The 23,090-nt window shown below is 48.2% G+C and carries 23 protein-coding genes; 18 read left to right on the forward strand and 5 right to left on the reverse strand.

The annotated features are described in order from the left end of the window. Positions 1-264 precede the first annotated feature (264 nt). From KTH89_RS16245 to KTH89_RS16300, 12 genes are all read left to right on the forward strand, one after another. Positions 265-1,050: a class I SAM-dependent methyltransferase gene (locus tag KTH89_RS16245; protein WP_238722393.1), complete on the forward strand. Its 786-nt coding sequence runs from the start codon at positions 265-267 to the stop codon at positions 1,048-1,050. A 371-nt stretch (positions 1,051-1,421) separates the two neighbouring features. After that, positions 1,422-1,586, forward strand: a complete 165-nt coding sequence (locus KTH89_RS16250) for a hypothetical protein (protein ID WP_238722428.1) — start codon at positions 1,422-1,424, stop codon at positions 1,584-1,586. Between the two features lie 109 nt (positions 1,587-1,695). Continuing rightward, positions 1,696-2,574 carry a LysR family transcriptional regulator gene (locus tag KTH89_RS16255; protein ID WP_158345295.1) on the forward strand — a complete coding sequence of 293 codons (879 nt, stop codon included), beginning with the start codon at positions 1,696-1,698 and terminating at the stop codon, positions 2,572-2,574. A 233-nt stretch (positions 2,575-2,807) separates the two neighbouring features. Next, positions 2,808-3,182: a MerR family transcriptional regulator gene (locus KTH89_RS16260; RefSeq protein WP_158345297.1), complete on the forward strand. Its 375-nt coding sequence runs from the start codon at positions 2,808-2,810 to the stop codon at positions 3,180-3,182. A gap of 66 nt (positions 3,183-3,248) precedes the next feature. Then, on the forward strand, positions 3,249-3,965 hold the full coding sequence (locus tag KTH89_RS16265) for a flavodoxin (protein WP_238722394.1): 717 nt from the start codon (positions 3,249-3,251) through the stop codon (positions 3,963-3,965). A gap of 12 nt (positions 3,966-3,977) precedes the next feature. Next, complete coding sequence (locus tag KTH89_RS16270) at positions 3,978-5,453, forward strand: flavodoxin (protein WP_238722395.1); 1,476 nt, start codon at positions 3,978-3,980, stop codon at positions 5,451-5,453. A gap of 33 nt (positions 5,454-5,486) precedes the next feature. After that, positions 5,487-5,804 carry a carboxymuconolactone decarboxylase family protein gene (locus KTH89_RS16275; RefSeq protein ID WP_238722396.1) on the forward strand — a complete coding sequence of 106 codons (318 nt, stop codon included), beginning with the start codon at positions 5,487-5,489 and terminating at the stop codon, positions 5,802-5,804. Positions 5,805-5,815: 11 nt separating this feature from the next. Beyond that, positions 5,816-6,505, forward strand: a complete 690-nt coding sequence (locus KTH89_RS16280) for a DUF4405 domain-containing protein (RefSeq protein WP_238722397.1) — start codon at positions 5,816-5,818, stop codon at positions 6,503-6,505. 164 nt (positions 6,506-6,669) lie between these two features. Continuing rightward, positions 6,670-7,539: an AraC family ligand binding domain-containing protein gene (locus KTH89_RS16285; protein WP_238722398.1), complete on the forward strand. Its 870-nt coding sequence runs from the start codon at positions 6,670-6,672 to the stop codon at positions 7,537-7,539. Continuing rightward, on the forward strand, positions 7,529-8,446 hold the full coding sequence (locus KTH89_RS16290) for a DMT family transporter (RefSeq protein WP_238722399.1): 918 nt from the start codon (positions 7,529-7,531) through the stop codon (positions 8,444-8,446). The genes KTH89_RS16285 and KTH89_RS16290 overlap by 11 nt, the downstream gene beginning before the upstream one ends. Continuing rightward, entirely contained in the window at positions 8,427-8,849 is a 423-nt protein-coding gene (locus KTH89_RS16295) for a DUF2000 domain-containing protein (protein ID WP_158345309.1), read from the forward strand. The genes KTH89_RS16290 and KTH89_RS16295 overlap by 20 nt, the downstream gene beginning before the upstream one ends. A gap of 158 nt (positions 8,850-9,007) precedes the next feature. Then, positions 9,008-9,925, forward strand: coding sequence for an alpha/beta fold hydrolase (locus KTH89_RS16300; protein ID WP_238722400.1), 918 nt, complete (start codon positions 9,008-9,010; stop codon positions 9,923-9,925). Positions 9,926-9,970: 45 nt separating this feature from the next. Here KTH89_RS16300 and KTH89_RS16305 read toward each other — a convergent pair whose 3' ends face one another. Continuing rightward, positions 9,971-10,852 carry a LysR family transcriptional regulator gene (locus KTH89_RS16305; RefSeq protein ID WP_158345312.1) on the reverse strand — a complete coding sequence of 294 codons (882 nt, stop codon included), beginning with the start codon at positions 10,850-10,852 and terminating at the stop codon, positions 9,971-9,973. Positions 10,853-11,021: 169 nt separating this feature from the next. On the opposite strand from KTH89_RS16305, the gene KTH89_RS16310 reads away from it, so the two are divergent. The 5 genes from KTH89_RS16310 to KTH89_RS16330 all read left to right on the forward strand — a co-directional run bounded on the left by KTH89_RS16310 (position 11,022) and on the right by KTH89_RS16330 (position 15,932). Next, on the forward strand, positions 11,022-11,270 hold the full coding sequence (locus KTH89_RS16310; RefSeq protein ID WP_158345313.1) for a hypothetical protein: 249 nt from the start codon (positions 11,022-11,024) through the stop codon (positions 11,268-11,270). Further along, positions 11,257-12,459, forward strand: coding sequence for an iron-containing alcohol dehydrogenase (locus tag KTH89_RS16315; protein WP_330656706.1), 1,203 nt, complete (start codon positions 11,257-11,259; stop codon positions 12,457-12,459). Before KTH89_RS16310 ends, KTH89_RS16315 begins: the two co-directional genes overlap by 14 nt. Before the next feature lie 13 nt (positions 12,460-12,472). Continuing rightward, a complete protein-coding gene (locus KTH89_RS16320; RefSeq protein ID WP_238722401.1) occupies positions 12,473-13,891 on the forward strand; it encodes an arabinose isomerase in 1,419 nt (472 codons plus the stop codon). Next, the gene (locus KTH89_RS16325; RefSeq protein ID WP_238722402.1) at positions 13,888-14,418 is read left to right on the forward strand and encodes a flavodoxin family protein; all 531 of its coding nucleotides are present in this window, start codon (positions 13,888-13,890) and stop codon (positions 14,416-14,418) included. The genes KTH89_RS16320 and KTH89_RS16325 overlap by 4 nt, the downstream gene beginning before the upstream one ends. Positions 14,419-14,585: 167 nt before the next feature. Continuing rightward, on the forward strand, positions 14,586-15,932 hold the full coding sequence (locus KTH89_RS16330; RefSeq protein ID WP_238722403.1) for an ATP-binding protein: 1,347 nt from the start codon (positions 14,586-14,588) through the stop codon (positions 15,930-15,932). A 196-nt stretch (positions 15,933-16,128) separates the two neighbouring features. Here the strand turns inward: KTH89_RS16330 and KTH89_RS16335 are convergent, their stop codons facing one another. From KTH89_RS16335 to KTH89_RS16350, 4 genes are all read right to left on the reverse strand, one after another. Continuing rightward, positions 16,129-17,919 carry an alpha-amylase family glycosyl hydrolase gene (locus KTH89_RS16335; RefSeq protein WP_238722404.1) on the reverse strand — a complete coding sequence of 597 codons (1,791 nt, stop codon included), beginning with the start codon at positions 17,917-17,919 and terminating at the stop codon, positions 16,129-16,131. Between the two features lie 12 nt (positions 17,920-17,931). Beyond that, positions 17,932-18,753 (reverse strand): carbohydrate ABC transporter permease, encoded by an 822-nt coding sequence (locus KTH89_RS16340; RefSeq protein ID WP_238722405.1) that lies wholly within the window; start codon positions 18,751-18,753, stop codon positions 17,932-17,934. After that, positions 18,753-19,637 (reverse strand): carbohydrate ABC transporter permease, encoded by an 885-nt coding sequence (locus tag KTH89_RS16345; RefSeq protein ID WP_238722406.1) that lies wholly within the window; start codon positions 19,635-19,637, stop codon positions 18,753-18,755. The genes KTH89_RS16340 and KTH89_RS16345 overlap by 1 nt, the downstream gene beginning before the upstream one ends. A gap of 120 nt (positions 19,638-19,757) precedes the next feature. After that, on the reverse strand, positions 19,758-21,101 hold the full coding sequence (locus KTH89_RS16350; RefSeq protein WP_238722407.1) for an ABC transporter substrate-binding protein: 1,344 nt from the start codon (positions 21,099-21,101) through the stop codon (positions 19,758-19,760). Positions 21,102-21,285: 184 nt separating this feature from the next. On the opposite strand from KTH89_RS16350, the gene KTH89_RS16355 reads away from it, so the two are divergent. Then, complete coding sequence (locus KTH89_RS16355; RefSeq protein WP_238722408.1) at positions 21,286-23,088, forward strand: cache domain-containing sensor histidine kinase; 1,803 nt, start codon at positions 21,286-21,288, stop codon at positions 23,086-23,088. Positions 23,089-23,090: the final 2 nt, after the last annotated feature.

A 23,090-nucleotide genomic window follows, 5' to 3' on the forward strand; every position in this document is an offset into this window, starting at 1 on the left:
GACAATTTTGAAGATTCCATGAAGATTTATCCATAAAGACTTGAATACCCGGCTGAGAACATGGCGGCGCGGCCTATCTATTGTCCCTGCTGATCGGGCTCTTCATGTATTTCAGCATGATCAGATATATCCTCATGCCTTTGGTTTTGCGTTGAATAGCAAGAGAAATTGGCTTATAATAAGGAAGAGTGAGGTAATCTTACAGTATGGCAGGAGCTGTAACCGAGTTCATATGGATATACGGAATGCTGGAGGTGCAGAATTATGAATATCACAAATCAAAATATAGATGACGGAAAGGCATTTGACTGGGGGAAAACTTCGGCGGACTACGCAAAATACCGCGATATTTATCCGCAGGAATTTTATAACAAAATCATAGGCCGTAAATTATGTATAGACGGTCAACATGTACTCGATATGGGTACGGGCACGGGAGTATTGCCAAGAAATATGTACCGTTACGGGGCAAAATGGACGGGTACAGATATTTCTGAAAGTCAGATCGAACAGGCAAAAATTCTTTCAGAAGGCATGGACATTGACTATTACGCATTACCCGCAGAAAATATAAATTTTCCCGATCAATCCTTTGATGTAATCACTGCTTGTCAGTGCTTCTGGTATTTTAATCACGAGCAGGTTATGCCAAAACTTTACCGTATGTTGAAGCCAAATGGACACATTCTTGTATTATATATGGCTTGGCTGCCTTTTGAAGATAAAATTGCAGGAGCGAGTGAAGAACTTGTGCTGCGGTACAGCCCTAAGTGGAGCGGTGCGGGAGAAACAATTCACCCTATAGGGATACCTGATTGCTATCATGAAAAGTTCGAACTGGTTTATCATGAGGAATATCCGCTGGACGTTCCTTTTACCCGTGAGAGCTGGAATGGAAGAATGAAAGCCTGCCGGGGTATTGGCGCTTCCCTTACTGACATAGAAATTGCGGCATGGGAACAGGAGCATATGGAACTGCTCACAGAGATCGCCCCTGCCGAATTCAGTGTTTTGCATTATGGCGCTGTTGCTGAATTAAAAAAGATATAAATTCCGAACTCGTCGTGATAGAAATGAAAATAGGGAGATCTTACGGTGAAACGGCTATACAATATATTAAGAACAGCCTTATGGTGCTTTATAGGTGTTTTTGTAGGAAGCAGCATTTATCAATACTATGACTATAAAAGACACCCCGGTTTATATGAAATGCAATCTGCTCCGTGGTATTTAAGTATTGAGATACGAGGAATGTTTACAGTAGTTATTGTGATAGTAATATTTATAGTGATGCGGATTATCAAAGAGAAAATCAAGTAAAATATTTCTGGCTTTTATGCTGATTCATTACGTTTACGGAAAGAAAGCTGCATTAGACGATGAAGGTTCAGAGCGATAAATAGGGATTGCTGGAGGAGACTATGATAAGTAAATTGGCTTTAATATTAAGTATCATATTTCTAATTCTAACATTTGCCGGAGCCGGATATATTCTCTACAACGGTGGTAAAGTTAATGCAGGGTATGCTTGTGTACCTATGGTTATTGCACTGGTTTCTATGGCTTTTTACCGAAAGTACAAATGAGGTATGCCTAAGTGACGGAAGCAGCTATAGATGTATGGCATTTCTTAATATGAGATATGTTGAATGCCCATGATCCTCTGTGCTATACTATGAGCGAAGAGGTGAGACTATGGAACTGCGTGTATTAAACTATTTTTTGATGGTGGCCCGGGAGGAAAACATCACAAAGGCGGCCCAGCTTTTGCATGTGACCCAGCCTACCTTATCCCGCCAGCTCATGCAGTTGGAGGAAGAATTGGGTGTGAAGCTGTTCCAGCGGAGCAACCACTGCATCATCCTCACCGAGGAAGGGATGCTCTTAAAGCGGCGGGCGCAGGAAATGATCAGTCTGGCGGAAAAAACAAGGCAGGATCTGATGCAGAAGGATACGGAGCTGACGGGCGAAATCTCGATTGGCTGTGGTGAGCTGCAAAGCGTGGACTTTCTTGCGAAGCTCCTGGCCCAATTCCAAGCAGAGAATCCCCTTGTCCGGTTTAACATTTTCAGCGGCAACGCGGACAGCATCAAGGAGCGCATCGAAAACGGACTCCTGGATATGGGGCTTTTAACCGAACCCGTGGACATAACAAAATATGCGTTCCTGCATGTGCCGCAAAAGGAAACCTGGGGCGTGCTGGTCCACAAGGATTCTGAACTAGCCGGGAAGCAAGCCGTCTGTCCGTCCGACCTGTTGGATGTCCCCTTGATGATCTCCAACCGCGATCTGATACAGGGGCTGATTGCCAACTGGTTTGGCGTTGATTTTGACGATCTGCATATCGTATGCCGCTATAACCTGCTATACAACGCGGCGATCCTGGTTCGCAACAAAATTGGCGCAGCCGTCTGTATCAAGCTTGATTGCAGCTATGACGACACCTGCTTTATTCCGTTTTCGCCGTCCATAAAGAGCGGATCTGTTTTGGTATGGAAGAAAGATCAGATGACATCTCCCACCATGGCTGCATTTCTTGATTATTCGCAAAATGCGTTAAAAGCATTTCTTTGAATACAATATAGGTATTAGACATTCCAAAAAACGAGTTCTATACTAAAGGCGTACCCGAAAAGGAGCGCCTTTATTTTATTCTATAGGAAAATGCGACTATGGAATAAAGCAGCCTCCGGGGGATCGCACTGCGGCGGGAAGGAAGATGCCCCTTACGCGGCCCGCCGCAGGCGGAGAGTTTCGTAAGCGAAATTCTTTTCATTTATTCCGCTAGGAGAGGAGCCTAACACGAAATGACAAAAACGGAAGCAAGTGAATGTTACAACATCCCCGTAGAGGTATTGGATGAATATGAAAGCTGGGGTCTCTGCGGTGAAGTCATAAAAGTCATGGGCGCATGGCAATATGACGACAGGGACATCGAGCGCCTCAGCATGATCATGACCCTGCATGACATCGGTTTCAGTAACAAGGAGATTGAAACCTATATGCGGCTGATGCTGGAGGGAGACTCCACCGAACAGGAGCGGCTGCGGATGCTGAGCGACAAGCGAAGCGATACGCTGGACGAGATCCATTTCCGGGAAAGACAGTTGGACCGGCTGGACTATCTTCGGTTTAAGATGAAAAAGAAAGGAAGACCGGAGAAACACTCGCAAAAGACATGAATCTTGGCAAAGCTCTTTAAGAAACAGATCGAAAGTTTGTAAAACCACAGAAAGGAGTTCATTAAAATGAAAAAATTTATTGCATTGATTTTAAGCTGTGCGCTGATCCCCACACTGGCGGCTTGCGGCAGCACAAATCCCACACCCAATAAAGAATCCGCCGAGCTACAGGCAAGCGGGCAGCCGTCACAGCCTTTGGAGGAATCTTCCACAGAATCCGGCGCTCCGGAAAATACACCGGAAAACATCCCGGATAACACACCGGAAGACACGCCCGAAGACATGCCGGAACCGGAGGCTGGCGCAACCGCGCTGGTGGTGTATTTCTCCTGGTCCGGCAACACCGAAACCATCGCGGGTGAAATTGCCTCCCAGACCGGCGCAGACACGTTTGAACTGGAACCGACGACAGCGTATTCCACCGATTATAATACCGTCTTAGAAGAAGCTCAGGAAGAGCAGCGCACCGACGCCCGCCCGGAGATTTCGGGCAGTATTGAAAATATGGACAGCTATGATGTGATCTATCTCGGTTTCCCCAACTGGTGGGGCGATATGCCGATGATCCTCTACAGCTTCCTGGACGAATATGATCTCTCCGGCAAAACCATTGCACCCTTTGTCTCCAGCGGCGGCAGCGGTTTTTCGGGAACGCTTGGTGAAATAGCGGGCGCGGAGCCAGACGCAACGGTTACCGACGGCCTTTCCCTTTCCAGTGAAGCCTCAAAAGATCCCGGCAATGCTGTGGCGGATTGGCTTGCCGAGATCGGCCTTGCAGAATAAGGAGTGCTTGTGATGAAAAAAAGTATGGTATTATTTCTCTCTCTGCCGATGCTGATCTCGTTCACGGCATGCAGCCAAGAGGGAGACAACATCTCCTCATCCGCTCCTACCCCCGCCGCCGCTGCTCCGCAAACCTTTGAGGTGTCAGATCCCGAAACTCCTTCGGTGGATGTCCCTGACAATTTCGTTTTGGTGAAAGGCGGGAACTTTCAAATGGGCAGCCCTGACACAGAGGCATGGCGCAGCGAGGACGAGACACAGCATACGGTAACAGTGAGCGATTTTTATATCAGCGCCTATGAACTGACGCAGGCGGAATATGAATCCGTTATGGGAAGCAACCCCAGCAGCTTCTCCGGGGAAAATTTGCCGGTGGAAAATATCAGCTGGCTGGATGCAGCCGCTTATTGCAATGCCCGCAGCGAAAGCGAAGGCCGCACGCCGGTATACACCATTGACGGTCAAAATGTCAGTTGGAACCGCAGCGCGGACGGCTATCGGCTTCCCACCGAGGCTGAATGGGAATATGCCTGCCGAGCGGGCACCCAAACGCCCTTCAACACCGAGAACTCCCCCAGCGCGGACGAGGTGAACTACTACGGCCATTACCCCTACCAGATTGAGGACAATTACTTTTCCCAGGGGAATCTCGATACCAAGCCGGGCCAATATCGGGAAACCACCGTAGAGGTGGGCAGCTTTGGGCCTAATCCCTGGGGCCTGTACGATATGCACGGCAATGTGAGCGAATGGGTGTGGGATTATTATGGCCCCTACAGCACGGAGGAACAGACCGACCCCACCGGACCGGTTAGCGGTGTGCTGAGAATCTACCGCGGCGGCGGGTGGAACGACTTCGCCAAAAATATGCGCAGCGCCTACCGGGCCACACTGGACCAGGAAAAAGGCAGCTTCAATATCGGGCTGCGCCTTGTACTCAATGCTGCGGCGGGAGCGGGCAGCGTCAGCACAGCCGGCACACAGAACCAAACCGGCACGGGCGGTGGGAAGGTGTTGATCGCCTATTTCTCCTGGGGAGGCAATACCAAAGGCGTTGCCGAGGAGATCGAGCGCCAGACCGGAGCGGATTTGTTTGAAATAACGCTGGTGAATCCTTATTCCAGCGACTATAACACCGTTTTGGAGGAGGCGCAGCGGGATCAGAATGAGCAGGCGCGGCCAGAGCTTGCAGGTCAAGTGGAAAATATGGAGCAGTATGACACCGTTCTGCTGGGTTATCCCAACTGGTGGGCGTCGATCCCCATGCCCATTGCTTCCTTCCTGGAGGAATACGACTTTAGCGGCAAGACGATACTTCCGTTTTGCAGCCACGGCGGAGGCCGCTTCGGCCAAAGCTTGACCGCCATTACAAAGCTTGCGCCCGAAGCCGTGATGGGCGACGCATTGGATATCCACTATTCCGGCGGTTCCAGCCTTTCCAGCGATGTGAGCGCGTGGCTGGAAACGAACGGGATTCAAACGAATTAACGGCAAAATAAAAATGAAAGGTTGAATCATCATATGGAAAAACAAACTGCAGGGCGCGATGCCCTTGGGACCTTTGCTCCCAAATTTGCGGAGCTGAACGACGATGTGCTGTTTGGCCAGGTATGGGGAAGAGAGGAGCAGCTATCCACCCGTGACCGCTCCATCGTGACCGTGACCGCGCTGATGGCGAAGGGGATTTTGGACAGTTCCCTGCAATACCACATCGGCAACGCGAAAAAACATGGCGTCACGGCTGAAGAAATGGCGGAAATCCTGACTCACGCGGCTTTTTACGCGGGCTGGCCCAATGCCTGGGCAGCCTTTAAAATGGCAAAAGAAGTATATGATTGACAGGTGAAGAAATGAAACCAAAAGCGATCTTTAAAATAACCCTGGATGTCATCATGACGTTGGCGCTGCTTTTTCTGATGGGCTATCAGTTCTGGGGTGACGCGCCGCACGAGTGGGTAGGCAGCGGCATGTTCGTGCTCTTTCTCATCCACCACCTCCTAAACGGAGGCTGGCACAAAAACCTGCTGCGCGGCAAATACACGCCCATGCGTGTGCTGATGCTTTGCATTGACGTTCTTGTTTTTATCGCTATGATTTTGGAAATGTACAGCGGTATTGTGATGAGCCGCTATGTGTTCTCCTTTGTTAAAATTAAGGGAGGCATGATGCTGGCAAGGCGGCTGCATATTCTCGGCGCTTATTGGGGATTTGCGCTGCTGAGCCTGCATCTTGGGCTGCACTGGAACATGCTGATGGGAATGGCAAAAAAACGGCTCGGGCTGGTTAAACCATCGAAAGGCAGGGCCATTGTGCTTTTTCTTGCGGGGCTTACGGTTGCCGTCTATGGGCTGGCGGTATTCCTGCGCCGTGATCTGCCGTCTTACATGCTATTGCAGAATGAATTTGTGTTTATGGATTTTGCTGAACCAAAGCTTCTGTTTTATCTGGATTACCTTGCCATGATGGGACTTTTTGTCTTCATCGCCCACTATCTTGCCAGGGCGTTTTGCACCTGCATCCCCCCACTTGTGCGGCGTTAGATAACACGGTATAATAGAAACATTCGGTAATCTTACTCAATAACAGCCGGGAAAGTTTTAGGCAGCCGTTAAAATGGGACCGGCATTGGTGACATATCTTGCAAGAAAAAATTGCGCTGGGATGGTAAAATGGCTGTATATCAACGCAAGGAGGATACAAACCCATGTCCAGAAACCAAGAACAGCGGCATGTTTATTACGACCATGATATAGGGATCGAAGCCTATCAGCTGAGCGGCGTCGTCCAGAAGTTCCCCAATCATTTTCATGATTTCTATGTGATAGGCTTTATCGAGGGCGGGAAACGCCATCTTTGGTGCAAAGGCCGGGAATACGACCTGAGCGCCGGCGACCTGGTCTTGTTTAACCCCAGGGATAACCATTATTGTTCGCCGATCGGAGGGGAGCCGCTTGATTACCGCGCCGTAAATATCAGCCCGGAGATCATGCTTGGCGCGGCCAGGGAGATCACGGGAGAGGACTGCGCTCCCCGCTTTGCACAAAACGTCGTGTACCAAAGCGAAGCCGCCGCCTCGGTGGGAGATGTGTACGACGCCATTCTTTCGGATGCCCCTAAGCTGCAGAAGGAGGAGGCGTTTTTCTGCCTGCTGGAACAGGTTCTGCAGGAATATGCGGCGCCCTTTGAAAGTCCTGAACCACCGGAGCCGGACGAGCAGATTCAAAAACTCTGCGCCTACATGGAGCATCATTATGCGGAAAACATTTCGCTGGATACCCTGCTCTCTATGACCAGCTTTGGCAAAACCTACCTGCTCCGGTCTTTTACCAGGCAGCTGGGTGTTTCGCCCTACCGCTATCTGCAGACAATCCGCATTGACAAGGCGAAAAAGCTCTTGGAGCAGGGAGTTGAACCCATTGAAGCGGCGGGCAGGACGGGTTTTTCCGACCAGAGCCATTTCACCAACTTTTTCAAATCCTTTATTGGGCTGACTCCCAAGCAGTATCAAAAGATCTTTACCGACGGGCCGTCGCCGGCTGTCCCGGGCGAGGAGGGTGCGGAGCATGAAGACTGACACAGCCCGCGGCCATCTGGCCGCTTTTGTGACCATTTTGATTTGGGGGACTACCTTTATTTCCACAAAGGTGCTTCTGCGTGTCTTTGCACCGATAGAGATTCTGCTCATCCGATTTCTCATCGGCTACGCCGCCCTGTGGTGCGTCCGGCCTCACAGGCTTAAGGTGGCGGACAAAAAGCAGGAGTGGTATTTTGCGGCTGCGGGCCTGTGCGGCATCACGCTGTATTATCTGCTGGAGAACATCGCGTTAACATATACCCTGGCCTCCAACGTAGGCGTCATTATCTCCATCGCGCCCTTTTTTACCGCGATTTTCGCCTGGCTGTTTCTGAGGGACAGAAGACCTGGGGGCCGCTTCTTCTTAGGCTTTCTCATGGCGATGGCCGGCATTCTGCTGTTGAGCTTCGGCAAGGATGCCAGCCTGCAGATCAATCCCGTTGGAGACCTTTTGGGGGTCGCTGCGGCGGTGATCTGGGCGGCTTACTCGATCCTGACTAAGAAAATCAGCGGATTCGGTTATCACACGATTCTGACCACGCGCCGGATTTTCTTTTACGGACTTGTTTTTATGGCGCCCATCTCATGCGCCATGGGGGTTCATGTGGAACTTCGGGATTTCGCGGACATGGGCATGATTTTTAACCTCCTGTTTTTGGGCCTTGGCGCATCCGCGCTCTGCTTTGTGACCTGGAACACAGCGGTGAAGCACCTGGGTTCTGTCAAAACCAGTGTGTATATCTATATGGTGCCGGTAATCACTGCCGTCACCTCCGCCCTGATTTTGCACGAAAGGATTACGGCCGCAGCGGTGTGCGGCATTGTGCTGACCCTGGCGGGTTTATTTCTATCAGAAAAGAGAGTTCAGAACAGGGAGGATTTTAGCCATGGAACCGAATGCGAATAAATGTGTGATGGTGATCGACGAGGCGCTGCCTCTAGGTATGATTGCCAATACCGCCGGCATTATGGGCCTGACGCTGGGGAAGCACATGCCGGAAACCATTGGTCCGGAAGTGCTGGATAAGAGCGGCTGTTCCCACCTGGGAATCATCCAGATTCCGGTACCGGTCCTCAAGGCGGACAGAGAAAAAATCAAGGAGCTCCGGCAGCGGCTCTACGAGCCGGAATTCGCCGCCCTCACTGTGGTTGACTTTTCCGATGTGGCGCAGAGCTGTAATGTATATGACGATTACATCCGGAAGGCGGCCGTGGCGGAGGAAAGCAGCTTTCAATACTTCGGAATCGGAATTTGCGGAGAGAAAAAGCTTGTAAACAAGCTGACCGGGAGCCTGCCTCTGCTAAGATAATAATCGGAGGGCGTTCCCGTGGCGGCCGGGATAAATCAAAAAGACTGTAGCGATCAGAGATTCCCAGGGGACATTGACCGGATTAGACATCAGGAACAGTGATTTGTCGAGCGAAGGCGGAAAGAAACCATAGGGTGGCAGTTAAGGAGGAAACACGATTGTATATAGATGAACAGTCTAAAATGAATTTAAACGGTGTGCCGCAGTTTGTTTCCATACGGGCGGAAAAAGAAAATTCCCCCCTGCTGGTCTATCTGCACGGCGGCCCCGGTGATGCTGCGCTCCCCTTAGTGATGAAATACAATAAAATGCTGGAACAGCAGTTTACGGTGGTTGTCTGGGAGCAGCGCGGCGCAGGAAAATCCTATTATAAATTTGAAGGCCCAGTTACGATTGATATTTTTTTGAATGATCTCCACACCCTTGTAGATCAATTGCTATCCCGGTTTCACCAAAGCTCCTTGTATTTGGTGGGCCATTCATGGGGGAGCATTCTGGGGCTTCGCTTTGTGGAGGCATATCCGGAATTAGTGCGTACTTATATTGGCTGCGGACAAGTCGTCAACATGAGAAAATCCAGCAGAGCAGCTTATGATTATGCGTTAGCCCACGTGGATAAAAAGAGTTTGGAAAAATTGAGGGAGATCGATTGTTCCTATCAAGCGGATAGCTGGCTGAACGATCTGCTTTTTGTTACAAAGCAGGTGGTCAAACATAAAGGCTCCCTCTATGGAAAGAGGAACTATCTGGATTTGATTCTTCCTTTTTTATTCTCGCCGTATTACACAGTTCCCGATTTGATCCGGCGTCAGAAGGGAAGCCTGCAAGCCATACAATATTTGTGGCAGGAAGTCATGCAGGCAGACTTTGAAGCGCAAACGAAATACGGAGCGCCTATCTTATTGATCGAGGGCAGATATGACAGCCATGTGTCCTCTGCTCTGGCGAAGGAATATTTTGAACGGATCGAAACGGAAAAACAGTTTTATTGGTTTGAAAAATCCTGCCACTTCCCACAATGGAGCGAGAGTGAAAAGTTTAATAAATTACTGTGTGGTTTGCCCGGAAGCAATTGACGGGAATGCCTCCCGTGGACGGCGCACATCGGACCGCTTGCTTATTCAGACATTGGCAAAACGGTTTTTCAATTCTTCGACCAGCTTTTCCGCAATCGGTGTGAATACCTGATATTTTTTCCAGATGATAAACATCTGGGTTTTTAATACCGGACTTAATGGGCGAAAGCACAACCCGCTTTCAGCGCTTACATCGGCGAGACGGTCAAAGGTCAGCATATAGCAAAGCCCAGTCTTTACACAGACAGAACCATTGTAGAACAAATTGGTAGAGCCAATCACATTCAAGTCATCCAATTTTTCACCGCACCATCTGGGCAAATCAACTTTTAACGCCTGCCTGGAGACGATAAGCGGCAGACCGCTCAAATCTTCCACCTGAATGGCGCTTTTTTTTGCAAGCGGGCTGTCGCTTGGCATCAGAAGGCCCCAGACGTCCGCTTCGGGCAGGGTGAGATAATTGTATTTGGAAAGATCAGGCGGTTCCACAATGACAGCAAAATCCGATAATCCACGTTCCATATCTTCCGTAACCTGTCTGGTGTCCCCGCTTTTGATATGGAAACGCAGTCCGGGATATCGGACCCGGAAATCCTTGATGACATCGGCAAGATATTTTATATGGCAGGACTCCGCACAGCCGATCCGTACATCTCCGCCGGTGATGTCATTCAGATTACTGAATTCCTCTAAAGTCTTATTGGCCATTTCCAATATATCTTCCGCCCTCTTGCGGAGCAAAATTCCCTCGTCGGTCAGCTTCACGCTGTAATTACTTCGGACAAACAATTTGCTTCCAAGTTCATATTCCAGATCCTTTAACTGTTTGGAAAGCGTGGGCTGGGAAATGTGTAAAACCTTAGCGGCCCCGGTAATACTGCCCTCGCGGGCAACCTCCAAAAAATAATTCAATACCCGTAATTCCATAACGCGCCTCCTATACGAAACATCACAGTGTACCGGCTTGGTTCACTGTTATTATGGTTTTATTATACCGCAAGCAGATATTCCATACAAGAATAATTAGAAATAGAAAACAAATATTTGATAAATCTCGTATCCGATATTAAGATATTGGCATAGGAGGTAACGGGATATGCCTAAAGCAACAGATGCGGCGCAGCGGTTTTATCAAAATCTGGTAGATATCGGCTGTGAGGAAGCAATGATTCAGTATTGTATACGGCTGAAAGAGGAGTACCGGCTGCAGGAATTGCTCATTACACTCCAGAGGCAGCGAAAGAAACTGCTGGATGGCGTACACGCAGGACAACAAAAAGTGGATTGTCTTGACTATCTTGTAAACCAGATTAAGAAGGAGCAAACAATAAGTGGAACGAAATAAGGAGGAAACGACGATGAACATGAATTTCAATTTTAACAACCCCACCAACCTGATATTTGGCGCCGGAGCATTGAACGAACTGGGGGAGCAGCAGCTTCCCGGGAAAAAGGCGCTGCTGTTGATATCCAACGGCAAATCCACTAAGGCGAACGGCTATCTGGAGCGCACGGAAGCACAGCTGAAAAGGGCGGGCGTCGACTATGCTATCTTTGCGGGCATCATGGAAAATCCGGTCAAGGAAGCCATCATGGAGGGAGCGGCGTTTGCAAGAGAGAATGCCTGCGACTTTATAGTAGCGCTGGGCGGCGGCGCCGTCATCGACGCATCGGCGGCAATCGCAGCCATGGCGGCCAACGAAGGCGATCTGTGGGATTACGTGTATGGTGGAACAGGAGGCTGCAGGCCGCTTGTCCATAAGGGGCTTCCGATTGTTGCGATTGCCACCACATCGGGAACCGGCTCTGAAATGAACGGTTTTGGCGTTATCTCCAATCTGGAAACCCATGAAAAAATTGGGTTTGGCGAGCCGTCCCTTACCCCGGTACTCGCCATTGTAGATCCTGAGCTGATGTTGACTGTCCCGCCGAAATATACGGCCTATCAGGGCTTTGACGCACTGTTCCACAACACCGAGGTGATGATGTCAAAAGGCGTCAATATCCTAAGCGAGACAATCGCGCTTTCCGCGATTGAGAGCATCGCAAAGTATCTGCCTGTTGCGGTCAGGGACGGCGCGAATTTGGAAGCCCGCGAGCATATCGCCTACGGCAGCACAATGGCGGGCGTCACCATGCAGCTCACCTCCACCACAGCCCAGCACAGCATGGAGCATTCCATGAGCGCCTATCACCACAACCTTCCCCATGGCGCGGGGCTTATCATGATTTCCAAAGCCTTTGCAGAATTTTTCATTGAAAAGCACGCCTGTGACGGCCAATTTATTAAGATGGCACGCGCGATGGGTATGCCGGACGCCGATCAGCCGGAGGATTTCATCACGGCTCTTGTTAAACTGCAGGAGGCTTGCGGCGTTTCCGACCTGAAAATGAGCGATTTTGGCTTTGAGAAGTCCGAGTGTATGACGCTGGCCAAGGGCGCCCGCTCCATGCAGGGCGGCCTGTTTGACGCGAACCCCTGCGAAATGACCGACGAGGACTGCGCCGGTGTATTTGAAAAATCTTATCGGTAAGGAGGCTAAAAATATGTTAGTAGACACAAAAGCTAGAATAGGCGTTTTTTCTATAGCTCTTGGGGCATATCTGCCGCAGTTTCCTTCGCTCGTTCTGGAATTTGAAAGCCAGAATGCGTCATTCAAGGACTCAATTCCTAGCGCGGTGGAAATCATTGACGGCGGTATCGTTACAACGAAAGAGCAGTCACAAGCGGCCGGAAACTTGTTTCGTGCGGCTGATGTGGATTTGGTGTTTTTACAGCTGCTCACTTATGCCACATCGTATAATATGCTTCCGGCGGTAAAGGATCTGGATGTCCCCGTGGTGCTTGTCAATGTTCAGAAGCTCAGAGCGCTCGACTACGACCACACGGATATTGCCTCATGGCTTGGAGAGGGCTACGCCTGCGGCGCTGTCGGTGAAATGGTGGCGGATCTGGAACGCTTCGGAAAGAGACACGCGGTTATCACCGGTGTTGTCGAGAGCGGCGATCCGGCAGTTCAGGCGGAAATGGAAGCTTGGTGCCGCGCCGCACAGACGAGGCGCAGATTCCGGGATACCAACATCGCGCAGATCGGCAGACCATACCCCGGCATGATGGATTTATATATTGATGAATCCAATCTGTACAGACGGATGAACCTGTATACCAAGCAGTTCGATTGGGAGAAGATGTGGGTAATTGCCGATTCTGTCACCGATGAAGAGGCAATCCGCGGGAAAGCACAGGAGATTCTTGACACCTTTGATATCGAGGGCGGCGGCAGCGTCGAAATGGTATGGGATATGGCAAGATATGTCATAGCCTTTGAGCAGTGGTGCGAACGTGAAAAACTGGGGCTGATCGCATCGCATTATGACGGATTTGCGAAAGGCCAGGCGGGCGTCCTTGACAGTATGCTGATTCCTGCCTTCTCCATGCTGATTAAACAGGGTGTTGCCTGCGCTGTGGAGGGAGATATAAAGGTGGCGATGGCAATGAGCATCCTGAAAACCATATCTGGAACAGGCCAGCTGGCGGAAATGTATTCCATTGATTTCAACGATGATATTGCCATTATCGGACACAGCGGTTCCGGGGACGCGGATATTTCAGAAAAGAAACCGACGATGAAGATTGTTGAGGTATTTCATGGCAAAAGCGGCGGCGGATACCTGACGCAGTTCTATCCGTTTACAGGCCCCGTTACCTATCTGGCTATTACCCAGGACGGCGACGGTCATTTCAAATTCATTGCCGCGGAGGGTGTCAATGAAGAGGGCAAGATACTGTCTTTCGGAGATACAAATATGAGAACCCGCTTCACCTGCGGCGCGCGGGAATTCGTTACCCGCTGGAGCGAATGCGGCCCGACGCATCATTTCGCAGCCGCAGCGGGCAGACATATTGACACCATATTAAAGGTCGCAAAGATATTCGATGTGCCGGTTGAGATTGTAACGAGATGAAGATTTTAGTGTTAAACGGCAGCCCAAGGCCACAGGGAAATACCATGAAAATGATTACCGCCTTTTCAGAGGGTGCGGCGTCCGCAGGACATCAGGTGGATATTGTAGATGTCTGCAAAAAGAAAATTACAGGATGTCTCGCCTGTGAATACTGTCATACGAAAGGAAACGGTGCGTGTATCCAAAAGGATGATATGCAGGAAATCTACGACCTGCTGAAAGAGGCGGAAATGCTTGTCGTGGCCTCACCTATTTATTATCACGGAATCTCCGGACAGTTAAAATGTGCCATTGATCGTTTCTATGCGGCGGCATATCCGCTGAAGCCGCCGCATTTGAAGAAAGCAGCTATGTTTTTAAGTTCCGGAGACGACAAGATGTACGACGGAGCTATGTTCTCCTATCAGGGAGATTTTCTGGATTATTTGGGTCTTGAAAATATGGGCGTTTTTACTGCTCATGGATATGAAAATGGATCAAAAGAAAAGTTAAATGAGATCAGGAACTTTGGAAGTTCTTTAAAATAGTATTATTAAGGCAGATATCCTCCTACTGGATTATGGGTATATTATCGGGGTTCCCTCTAAAGACAAATGTTTTTTCTCAAAGGTGCAGCAGAGATTCAAAACTTAGAGGGGCTGTGGTATAATGTTCAAAGCATTAAGATTTCTGATCTGTGATGGGAGGAAAATGCATGGCGGAAAACCAAAACATAGAATGGAAAGAATCCTGGCGAGATGAGTATTTAAAATGGATTTGCGGTTTTGGAAATGCTCAGGGGGGCAAGATTTATATTGGAACTGATGACAACGGCGTTGTTATCGGAGTGCCGGACAGCAAAAAGCTGCTCGAAGATATACCCAATAAAGTGCGGGATATTCTTGGCATCATTGTGGATGTGAATCTGCTGACACAAGATGGGAAGGATTATATTGAAATTTGTGTGAATCCCAGCAGTTATCCGGTAAATTATAAAGGAGAATATCACTATCGGAGCGGCAGTACAAAGCAGCTACTCAGAGGCGCAGCTTTGACAGAGTTTTTATTGTCTAAAACGGGATATAAATGGGATGCGGTCCCAGTAGATGGCATTACTGTCGAGGATTTGGATAAAGAGAGTTTTGACATTTTTCGACGGGAGGCTTTGCGGAGCGGACGTATGACAGAAGAAGATCTGAATATGAGTAATGGACAGCTTTTGGACAGCCTTGGCCTTTTTGAACAAGGAAGGCTGAAACGTGCGGCAATTCTTTTGTTTCATCGCAACCCGGAAAAATGGGTTACAGGTGCGTATATCAAAATCGGATATTTTGGGGAGGGCTCTGACCTGCGTTATCAGGACGAAATTCATGGTTCATTATTTATACAGGCAGACAGGGTCATCGAATTGATTTATCTGAAGTACATGAAAGCAATGATATCCTATGACAATGTTACTAGAATTGAGACTTATCCTCTTCCTAAGGCAGCGGTTAGGGAAGCAGTATATAATGCGATCATTCATGCTAATTATGCAGCGTTAGTTCCGATACAGATCCGGATTCATGAAGATGCGGTGTATATCAGTAATGACTGTGTATTTCCAGTAGGATGGACAGTTGAAACATTGATGGAGCGCCATCGCTCACAGCCTTATAACCCAAATATTGCCAATGGATTTTTTCGGGCAGGATACGTGGAAACATGGGGACGCGGGATAGAAAAGATATGTGAAGCATGCAAAAAACATGGAGTTCCTTTACCGGAATATAAAATTCATTTAGAAGATATTATGGTAAGATTTACGCCTTTAAGACAGTCAGAAGTTTTAAAAGATCAAAATGTCCTATTAAATGACCCATTAAATGTCCTATTAGGTGACTCTTTAGAGAAAATCGTATTAGAAGCAATAAGGGAAAATTCTCATATAACGCAGGCACAGCTTGCCTCAAAACTGAATCATTCTGAAAGACAGATAAGAAGAATTATAAAAGAGCTGAGAGAAAAAGGCATTATTGAACGTATTGGCAGTCGTAAATCTGGTCAATGGATTGAAAAATAAGTTTGCTTTGCGAAAAGATATGAAGAAAAAGATTCCACTCAATCAGCAGATATTTGCCGGTTAAGAAACAGGTACTTTTCCCCGCTAAAGTACCTGTTTGATGATTAACTAAATAAGTTACAAGATACAATGCCTTCTGTAGAATATATAGAATCACGTGTTTTGAAAAAATATGAGTGAGATTTAGCATCCGTACCTACCCGATATCATAAAAAGACACATAAATATCTTTTATCTCCCCTTCCCGAACACAATGGTTTTCTCCATTTTCCCATACGGAGTCATTGAGCAGTATTTTAAACAGGAAAGGATCTTCAATCGGCCTTTCCAGAACATACTGCCAAAGGTTATTGCTGATGTTATCGCACGGCTGCCCCAAATCCCAATGCAGAGGGGCGCAGTTCCCGCGAATCGTCAAACGGTTGCCCCATCCGGCGTCGTAATGGATTCGGATTATGGTTTGGCGGTATACGGGGGGAATATAGTTCTCAATACATTTGCTGCTTAAGAGCATAGCGCCGTAAGCGGGTATGGAAATGCTAATGCAGGGATACCGGCCGGAGCTTTGGATTCTCACCCGGTTATTGGAATTTAGCAGATCGGCCAATATGCTGTCCGGAGTAAATGCCTTTGCATCACCCTTTATAAACAGGACCCGCTCCTGTCTGACGGGAGAATTATTAAAAATGCAAAGGACCGCTTCCGCCTGTTCGGGAAGTTCCCGGCTGAAAGCATATACATGGTCATCGGTACAAAAATATTGTTCGATTTGCCGGCCGTTGGAAAATAAATCGGTAAACACCTCCCGTATATGATTCAAATGTTCCAGATATAAAAAGGTTGTAGTTTCTGTTGAGAAGCCGGTCATAGATTCCCGGTTTACCCTATTCAGATTTTCTTCGGAATATCGATAGTCTCCCGCCATATTTTGTTCCGTGCCGTAATAAACGATCGGGATTCCCCGGGCGGCATAAATAAATGCAAGGGCCAGGCGTATTTTCGCAAAGCTGTCCCCGGCATTGGCCAGAAACCGGGCCCGGTCGTGGTTATCCAAAAAGGTAAAGAGGCGGTTGGGACAGGGGTATTTGTGATCCTGTGAAAAGATATGGTGAATACCTTCCCAGGAATGACCCAGGCAAAACACATAATTCATTTGAAAATAGAGGGGATAATCCAGCATGCCCCATAAAGTTTTTGCCAACGCGGCATTTTCATCCACAGATCCGGTTAAAGCTTCCCCAAAGGCAGGTTTGCCGGTATAATTCTGGAATTCCTCCAGGTATTTGGCGGGGATTTCTAAAACGGCGTCGATTCTGGAGCCTGCAAAACCATAACTAAACCATCCCTCCTGAGTGGCCGGATTCCAATAAGCCTCTTTTAAAGCCCGGAAACATTCGGAATTTTCCTGGGCAAGATCGTCCAAGCCCCCGAGACTATAATTCTGCCTCTCTTCCGGATTCGTAAAATCCACAATGTTCGGCGAGTTGTGATACCAATCCGGATTATTGAAGGGAGGGGCCGGATGATATTCCGGGGGATCATAGGTCCGTGACGGGTATTGCAGATAATCGGCCGTATGATTTAGCTGCACATCCAGGATCACTTTGATATCCAGCTCTGCGGATGCCTGAACTAAGGCGGCAAGGTCGCAGGCTGTTCCAAAATGCGGGTTTACCTGGTTAAAATCCCGCGTATAATAGCCGTGATAACCGGCTTCGTCTCCGGAACGGCTGAATAATTCGTTGTCTTGGGGCGCCGATATCCATATGGCGGTAAAGCCCATCTTTTTAATATACGGAAGTTTTTGTATCATTCCTTTCCAGTCCCCGCCCTGATAAAAAGAAAGATTACCCGGACGGTACTCCTGGCCCAAGATACCGTTATTATCGGGATCGCCGTCATAGAAACGGTCGGTGACGATCATATAAATCCGGTCGCTTTCCCGGATGGAAAAGTCCGCGTATTCCATTTTGTCGTATGTCTTCATACAGCCTCTCCTTTATCCCTTGACAGCGCCGGCGGATATGCCGTTTACAATATGTTTTTGCATGATGACAAAGAAAATGATCACCGGTGTGGTGGATACCACGAAACCTGCCATGATCAAGTGCCATTGCTGATTATACTGACCGTAAAAATACATCTGGCTCAACGGAATGGTTATTGGCTTTCCCAGGATCAAATAGGGCAATAGATAATCATTCCATGTCCAGAGGGCATTTAAAATAGAGATCGTGGCAAGAATCGGTTTGATTAAGGGGATGACGATAATGCCAAAAAGCTTTATCATTCCGCAGCCGTCTATTTTGGCCGCCTCTTCCAGTTCAATGGGCAGCGCCCGGACAAAGCCCTGAATAAGAAAAATAGGGATGGAACATTGCAATCCGCAGTAAATGAAAATCAACCCGTAAATATGCCCCGCCAGATTCAGCGTTTTAGCGGTTGTCAGCAGCGTAATCATAATGGTATGAAAAGGCACGAACATGGAAGAGAGGAACAGCAAAGTTAAAAATTTCGACCATTTAGAGTTCCAGCGCGCCAGCGCGTACCCGGCAAGGCTGCTTACCAGAAGATTCAGAAAAATACTGCCTCCGGTTACGAGGCATGAGTTAAAAAATACATGTATGAAGTCGGCCGTTTCCATAACCGTCATATAATTATCCAACCGAAGAGATGTGGGAAGAGAAATGGCGGAAGCAAGGATCTCTCCCTTTGTCTTGAAGGAATTGAGAACCGCTATAAAAACCGGCAGAAAATAAATCAAAGCGGCGAAGGAAGTGACAAGTGTAACACATATATTTTTGGGTACTTTTTTCTTCATTATGAATCACTGCCCCCTTTCCGGTTTTGAAATAAGTACAAAACAGCGGTAATGACAGAAATAATCAGAAACAAAACGACCGATTGAGCGGCGGCATATCCCGTACGGTTGGAACGAAAGCCGGTATTGTATATTTGCAGGGTAATTGTGGTAGTAGCGCCTGCCGGCCCTCCCGATGTCATGGCCAGAGGGATATCAAAGGTTTTAAATCCGGCCGTGATCAATAAAATCGTGTTTATGTCAATGGTAGGTACTAAAAGCGGAAGCTTAATCTTGCGGATAATCTGGAATTTGGAAGCGCCGTCAATGGCGGCCGCTTCAATCAGCTCGGGAGAGATATTTTGCAGGGACGCGATATAGATCAGCATATAGTAACCGGCGCATTGCCATATGGCGGTAATACCCATGGAGATCAGAGCCATTTTTTCATTGCCCAGCCAGCTGATCTGCCACGCTTCCGGTATAGAAAAAGCGGAAACAAAAGAGCGGTATACGCTTCCATAGATAAATACCCAGACAAAGCTGACGATGATAAGGCTCATCAGGTTTGGCAGAAAGAATACGGCCCGAAAAAACTTTTTGAACGCACACCTGCCATCGAGGAGCAAAGCGAAAAAAAGAGCGCAGACATTGGCAAAAATAGTGACGAAAGCGGTATATTTCACCGTTACCCATATGGAATTCAGGAACCCTTTGTTCGACAGGGCTTCCCAATAGTTTGCCAGGCCGATAAAATGTATTTCCGGGTTGAAGCCGTATGCGTCCGTTAAGGAGATCCAAAGGCTTCTGAAAAAAGGATATAAGAAAAAAAGGAAAAAGAAAAATAAAGCGGGTAATATAAATAAAAAATACAGGATGCTATTTTTCCATTTAATATATTTCATAAGCTCCTCCATGTGTGCGCAATACCGCACGAAGCGGCCAAAATACGGCCGCTTCGTGCTCATAGCAATCGCCTGCGACGCGGCCCGCCGCAGGCGATGAGGTTCGCAGGCGAAACCTGTTTATTGAGCGGCTTTCACTGCGGTGTCCCATGCAGTATCCAATCTTGCCAATATGTTTTCTAAGCTATCGTGCCCTAAGATATATTCCGATAAGGAAGCTTCATATTCCGTCTGAAAAGCAGTCGGCCATCCCCGGTCCGCCTGCGTACAGATCATGCCGGAGTCGATATATGCGTTTACATCGGCCGCTAACGGATCGAAGTCCACCGACACATTTTTAATGGCGGAGAAGAGCATAGAGGAACTGCACCATAAGGAGGCGGTATCCTGCCGGGTCAGATACTCCAGAAACAGCTTGCACTCTTCGGGATTCTTGGTGTTGGCTGAGATGGACAGCCCAAAATCCGGGAATTGGAACAGCTTCGTATCCTCGGGGTTTTCAGAAACAGGCATGGCCATCATACCCAGATTGATATCCGAATTAATACTTTTGATCGGCTCAAGGGCCCAGAGACCCTGCACCATCATTGCGGCCTCGCCTTGGGCGATCATATTGCAGGCGCCGTTGTAATCCGTATCAAAGGCAGTTTTTGTGTTGCCGTGGTCGTATATTTTTTTCAGGATATCAAAGGTGGTTTTCCATTCCGGCGTATCCGCAAAGGATGACTGTCCGCTTGTCTTTAACTCGTTCCAATCATCCTGTTTGGCATAGATAGCCGGTGATACAACCACAAGCGTGATTGGCTTGATGGTCCAGGAATCCTTGAAACCGAGAGCGAAGGGCGTAATTTTGTTCTTTTCCAATACCTCAATGACATGATCCAGTTCAGATAAGGTGGTGGGAGGGGTGAGATCCAACTTCTGGAAAATCTCTTTATTGTAAAAAATCCCTTCACAGCTGCCGTCTATGGGCAGTGCCCAGACATGACCGTCCCCGTCTGTAAAGGAAGAGTCGCTTAACACCTCCTCATTGATGTTATTCAGAAAAGGTTCTCCGGCCAGATCCATGATATAGCCGCCGCTCGCGATGTCCATGGTGTCGAGGGCTCCCTGAAAGATATCCGGCGTTTCATCGGTGGCGACACGCGCCCGCAGGATAGAAGCCGGGTCATTCGTTACTATTTCCTGTTCAACCGTGATGTAAGGATATTCCTTTTGAAAAGCTTCGATGATTTGAGCAAAGGTTTCCTGAGCCTCCTGTTTCTGGTGGAAGAGATGGATCGGCACAGGCTCCTTGGAAGCTTGAGCGTCTGCGTCTTCTTTAGCCGCCGGCTCCGGCGTGGAAGCGTCCTGTTCGTTTGGCTTTGCTTGTGAGGTATCCTCCGTGCTTTTGGCGTTTCCGCAGCCTGCCAGGCACCCAACAACCAATAAGATTGATAAAAAAGCGGCAAATTTCTTTTTCATTTCTGAACCTCCTTTGTCTAATATGACTTCATTATAGGAGCCCGATATCCGGTATACAATAAAATCATTTAGCCTTGCTGTGAAATGGTTTAGCTTTGTTATACAAAATGCCCAAAAAACGGCAGCGTTTTGTTATAATACCATTATAATATCAAAGGTACCAGAGCAGGAAGGGATCGGCCCCATGACTTTAAAAAGGATCAAGTTTAAAAAAATAAGATATAAAATGCTGTTCGCCGTTCTGATTCTCATGATACTGTCCTTGAGCTTCGTTGCGGTGATCGCGCAGTATCAGGCGCAGAAGAAAATACGGGAACAATCCCTGCGGACAAATGTGAGCCTGATGCAGGTGGGGGTTGAAAATATGGAGGCCTCGTATGAACAGTTAAGCGATCTGTATCTATCCATTTACTTAAACGAGAATTTTCAGTACTTCCTGCAGCAGCGGTCAAACGATGCCTTCGCGGGCAGCAGAAGCTATTTTGACGTATTAAAAAGCGTATTTTTATCCTGCATCAGCAGCCGTTCGGATGTATACAGTATGATCTATGTGGATAAAAAAGGATACCTGACCTACACGACCAGAGACGAGGCGGGGCACTATCTTTCCTATGAGGACGCATTACTTCCCGAAGAATATGCAGATCTGATCCAAAACGGCAGCGACTGGGAGAAAAACCAGATTCTGATTCCGACCCATAAACATATGCCGCTGCGCAACAACGCGCACCCATCCGAGGTATACGCGATTGCAAGAAATATTATCAACACCCAGTATCATTTTGAAGAGGAAGGAACTATGTTTATCACCGTGGATCTGTCAAGAATGGAGCATTTGGCGGAAATGATGAAGCCGGACCCCTCAGCCAGAACGGTGATCTGTGACGCTAAAAACCGTGTCATATATGATACGGCTAATCAGTTAACGGGCCTTCAGCTCCCGGAAGATCTGAAGCCGCCGGAGGGGACAGAGAATTCCACGTGGGATCTGGATTGGGATAAAGAACGCTATGTGGGGCTTTTCGCAAGGGCCGAGGCCATGGATTGCTCGATTATCATGCTCATTCCGGAGTCGGTATACACAGCGGACGCGCTTTCGGTATCATCGGGCATTATGCTGGGGGCGGTGATTATCATTTTAGTGTCTGTGGCCATAACGGTCTATGTATCGGGAACCATAAGCAGGCCGATCGAGCAGCTGGCCACCGTGATGAATACGTCCGGAATTAAAAACTTAAGCAACCGGGTTGAGATAAGCGGGCAGGACGAAACGGCCCAAATGGGGCAGGCATTTAACTCGTTAATGGATCACTTAAAGGATTCCATAGAAAAAGAATATCTGATGGCGATCAAGCAGCGGGACACGATCATTAAAGCGTTACAGGAACAGATTAATCCTCATTTCCTTTATAATGTCCTCCAGTCAATCAGCAGTATGGCCGCTTTGCACGGCGTCTCCGATGTGGTTACGATGGCAAACGCTCTGGGGAATATCCTCCGGTACAATATCCGGGGGTCTGATTTCCGGGCGTCTTTAAGGGAAGAGGCTGCGCATGTGGAAAATTATCTGGCCATACAAAAGATCCGGTTTGGCAGCAGGCTTGATTATCAGATCTTTATTCCGGAATATTTAATGAACGAACAGATACCCAGGGTGACGCTCCAGCCGATGGTAGAGAACGCGATCGTTCACGGGTTTGCGGATAAGACGGAGACGGGGCATATTTATGTGACCGCCTATATGCGTGAAGGCTGCCTGATGATAGAAGTGACGGACGACGGAAACGGAATAGAGAAAGAAAGCCTGATAAAGCTTCAGGAGGAATTATCTATGCCGGATATTACGATGATCACGCCTGCGGAGCATATCGGATTGTCCAACCTGAATGCGCGGCTTAAGCTGCTGTTTAAAAAAGCGAGGCTGGAGATAGACAGTGATGTCCATGAAGGAACTGTGATCAGAGTTATCATTCGAACGGAGGAATAAGG

Origin of the sequence: Diplocloster agilis, from assembly GCF_019042275.1 — a bacterium.
Classification (GTDB): Bacteria; Bacillota; Clostridia; order Lachnospirales; family Lachnospiraceae; genus Diplocloster; species Diplocloster agilis.

Bases quoted from the DNA above. Each gene is read 5' to 3' on its own strand.
- KTH89_RS16270 (WP_238722395.1), top strand. From the start codon at position 3,978: ATGAAAAAAAGTATGGTATTATTTCTCTCTCTGCCGATGCTGATCTCG.
- KTH89_RS16295 (WP_158345309.1), top strand. From the start codon at position 8,427: ATGGAACCGAATGCGAATAAATGTGTGATGGTGATCGACGAGGCGCTG.
- KTH89_RS16355 (WP_238722408.1), top strand. From the start codon at position 21,286: ATGACTTTAAAAAGGATCAAGTTTAAAAAAATAAGATATAAAATGCTG.
- KTH89_RS16275 (WP_238722396.1), top strand. From the start codon at position 5,487: ATGGAAAAACAAACTGCAGGGCGCGATGCCCTTGGGACCTTTGCTCCC.
- KTH89_RS16290 (WP_238722399.1), top strand. From the start codon at position 7,529: ATGAAGACTGACACAGCCCGCGGCCATCTGGCCGCTTTTGTGACCATT.
- KTH89_RS16350 (WP_238722407.1), bottom strand. From the start codon at position 21,101: ATGAAAAAGAAATTTGCCGCTTTTTTATCAATCTTATTGGTTGTTGGG.
- KTH89_RS16280 (WP_238722397.1), top strand. From the start codon at position 5,816: ATGAAACCAAAAGCGATCTTTAAAATAACCCTGGATGTCATCATGACG.
- KTH89_RS16265 (WP_238722394.1), top strand. From the start codon at position 3,249: ATGAAAAAATTTATTGCATTGATTTTAAGCTGTGCGCTGATCCCCACA.
- KTH89_RS16310 (WP_158345313.1), top strand. From the start codon at position 11,022: ATGCCTAAAGCAACAGATGCGGCGCAGCGGTTTTATCAAAATCTGGTA.
- KTH89_RS16260 (WP_158345297.1), top strand. From the start codon at position 2,808: ATGACAAAAACGGAAGCAAGTGAATGTTACAACATCCCCGTAGAGGTA.
- KTH89_RS16255 (WP_158345295.1), top strand. From the start codon at position 1,696: ATGGAACTGCGTGTATTAAACTATTTTTTGATGGTGGCCCGGGAGGAA.
- KTH89_RS16305 (WP_158345312.1), bottom strand. From the start codon at position 10,852: ATGGAATTACGGGTATTGAATTATTTTTTGGAGGTTGCCCGCGAGGGC.
- KTH89_RS16250 (WP_238722428.1), top strand. From the start codon at position 1,422: ATGATAAGTAAATTGGCTTTAATATTAAGTATCATATTTCTAATTCTA.
- KTH89_RS16340 (WP_238722405.1), bottom strand. From the start codon at position 18,753: ATGAAGAAAAAAGTACCCAAAAATATATGTGTTACACTTGTCACTTCC.
- KTH89_RS16330 (WP_238722403.1), top strand. From the start codon at position 14,586: ATGGCGGAAAACCAAAACATAGAATGGAAAGAATCCTGGCGAGATGAG.
- KTH89_RS16285 (WP_238722398.1), top strand. From the start codon at position 6,670: ATGTCCAGAAACCAAGAACAGCGGCATGTTTATTACGACCATGATATA.
- KTH89_RS16345 (WP_238722406.1), bottom strand. From the start codon at position 19,637: ATGAAATATATTAAATGGAAAAATAGCATCCTGTATTTTTTATTTATA.
- KTH89_RS16335 (WP_238722404.1), bottom strand. From the start codon at position 17,919: ATGAAGACATACGACAAAATGGAATACGCGGACTTTTCCATCCGGGAA.
- KTH89_RS16320 (WP_238722401.1), top strand. From the start codon at position 12,473: ATGTTAGTAGACACAAAAGCTAGAATAGGCGTTTTTTCTATAGCTCTT.
- KTH89_RS16245 (WP_238722393.1), top strand. From the start codon at position 265: ATGAATATCACAAATCAAAATATAGATGACGGAAAGGCATTTGACTGG.
- KTH89_RS16325 (WP_238722402.1), top strand. From the start codon at position 13,888: ATGAAGATTTTAGTGTTAAACGGCAGCCCAAGGCCACAGGGAAATACC.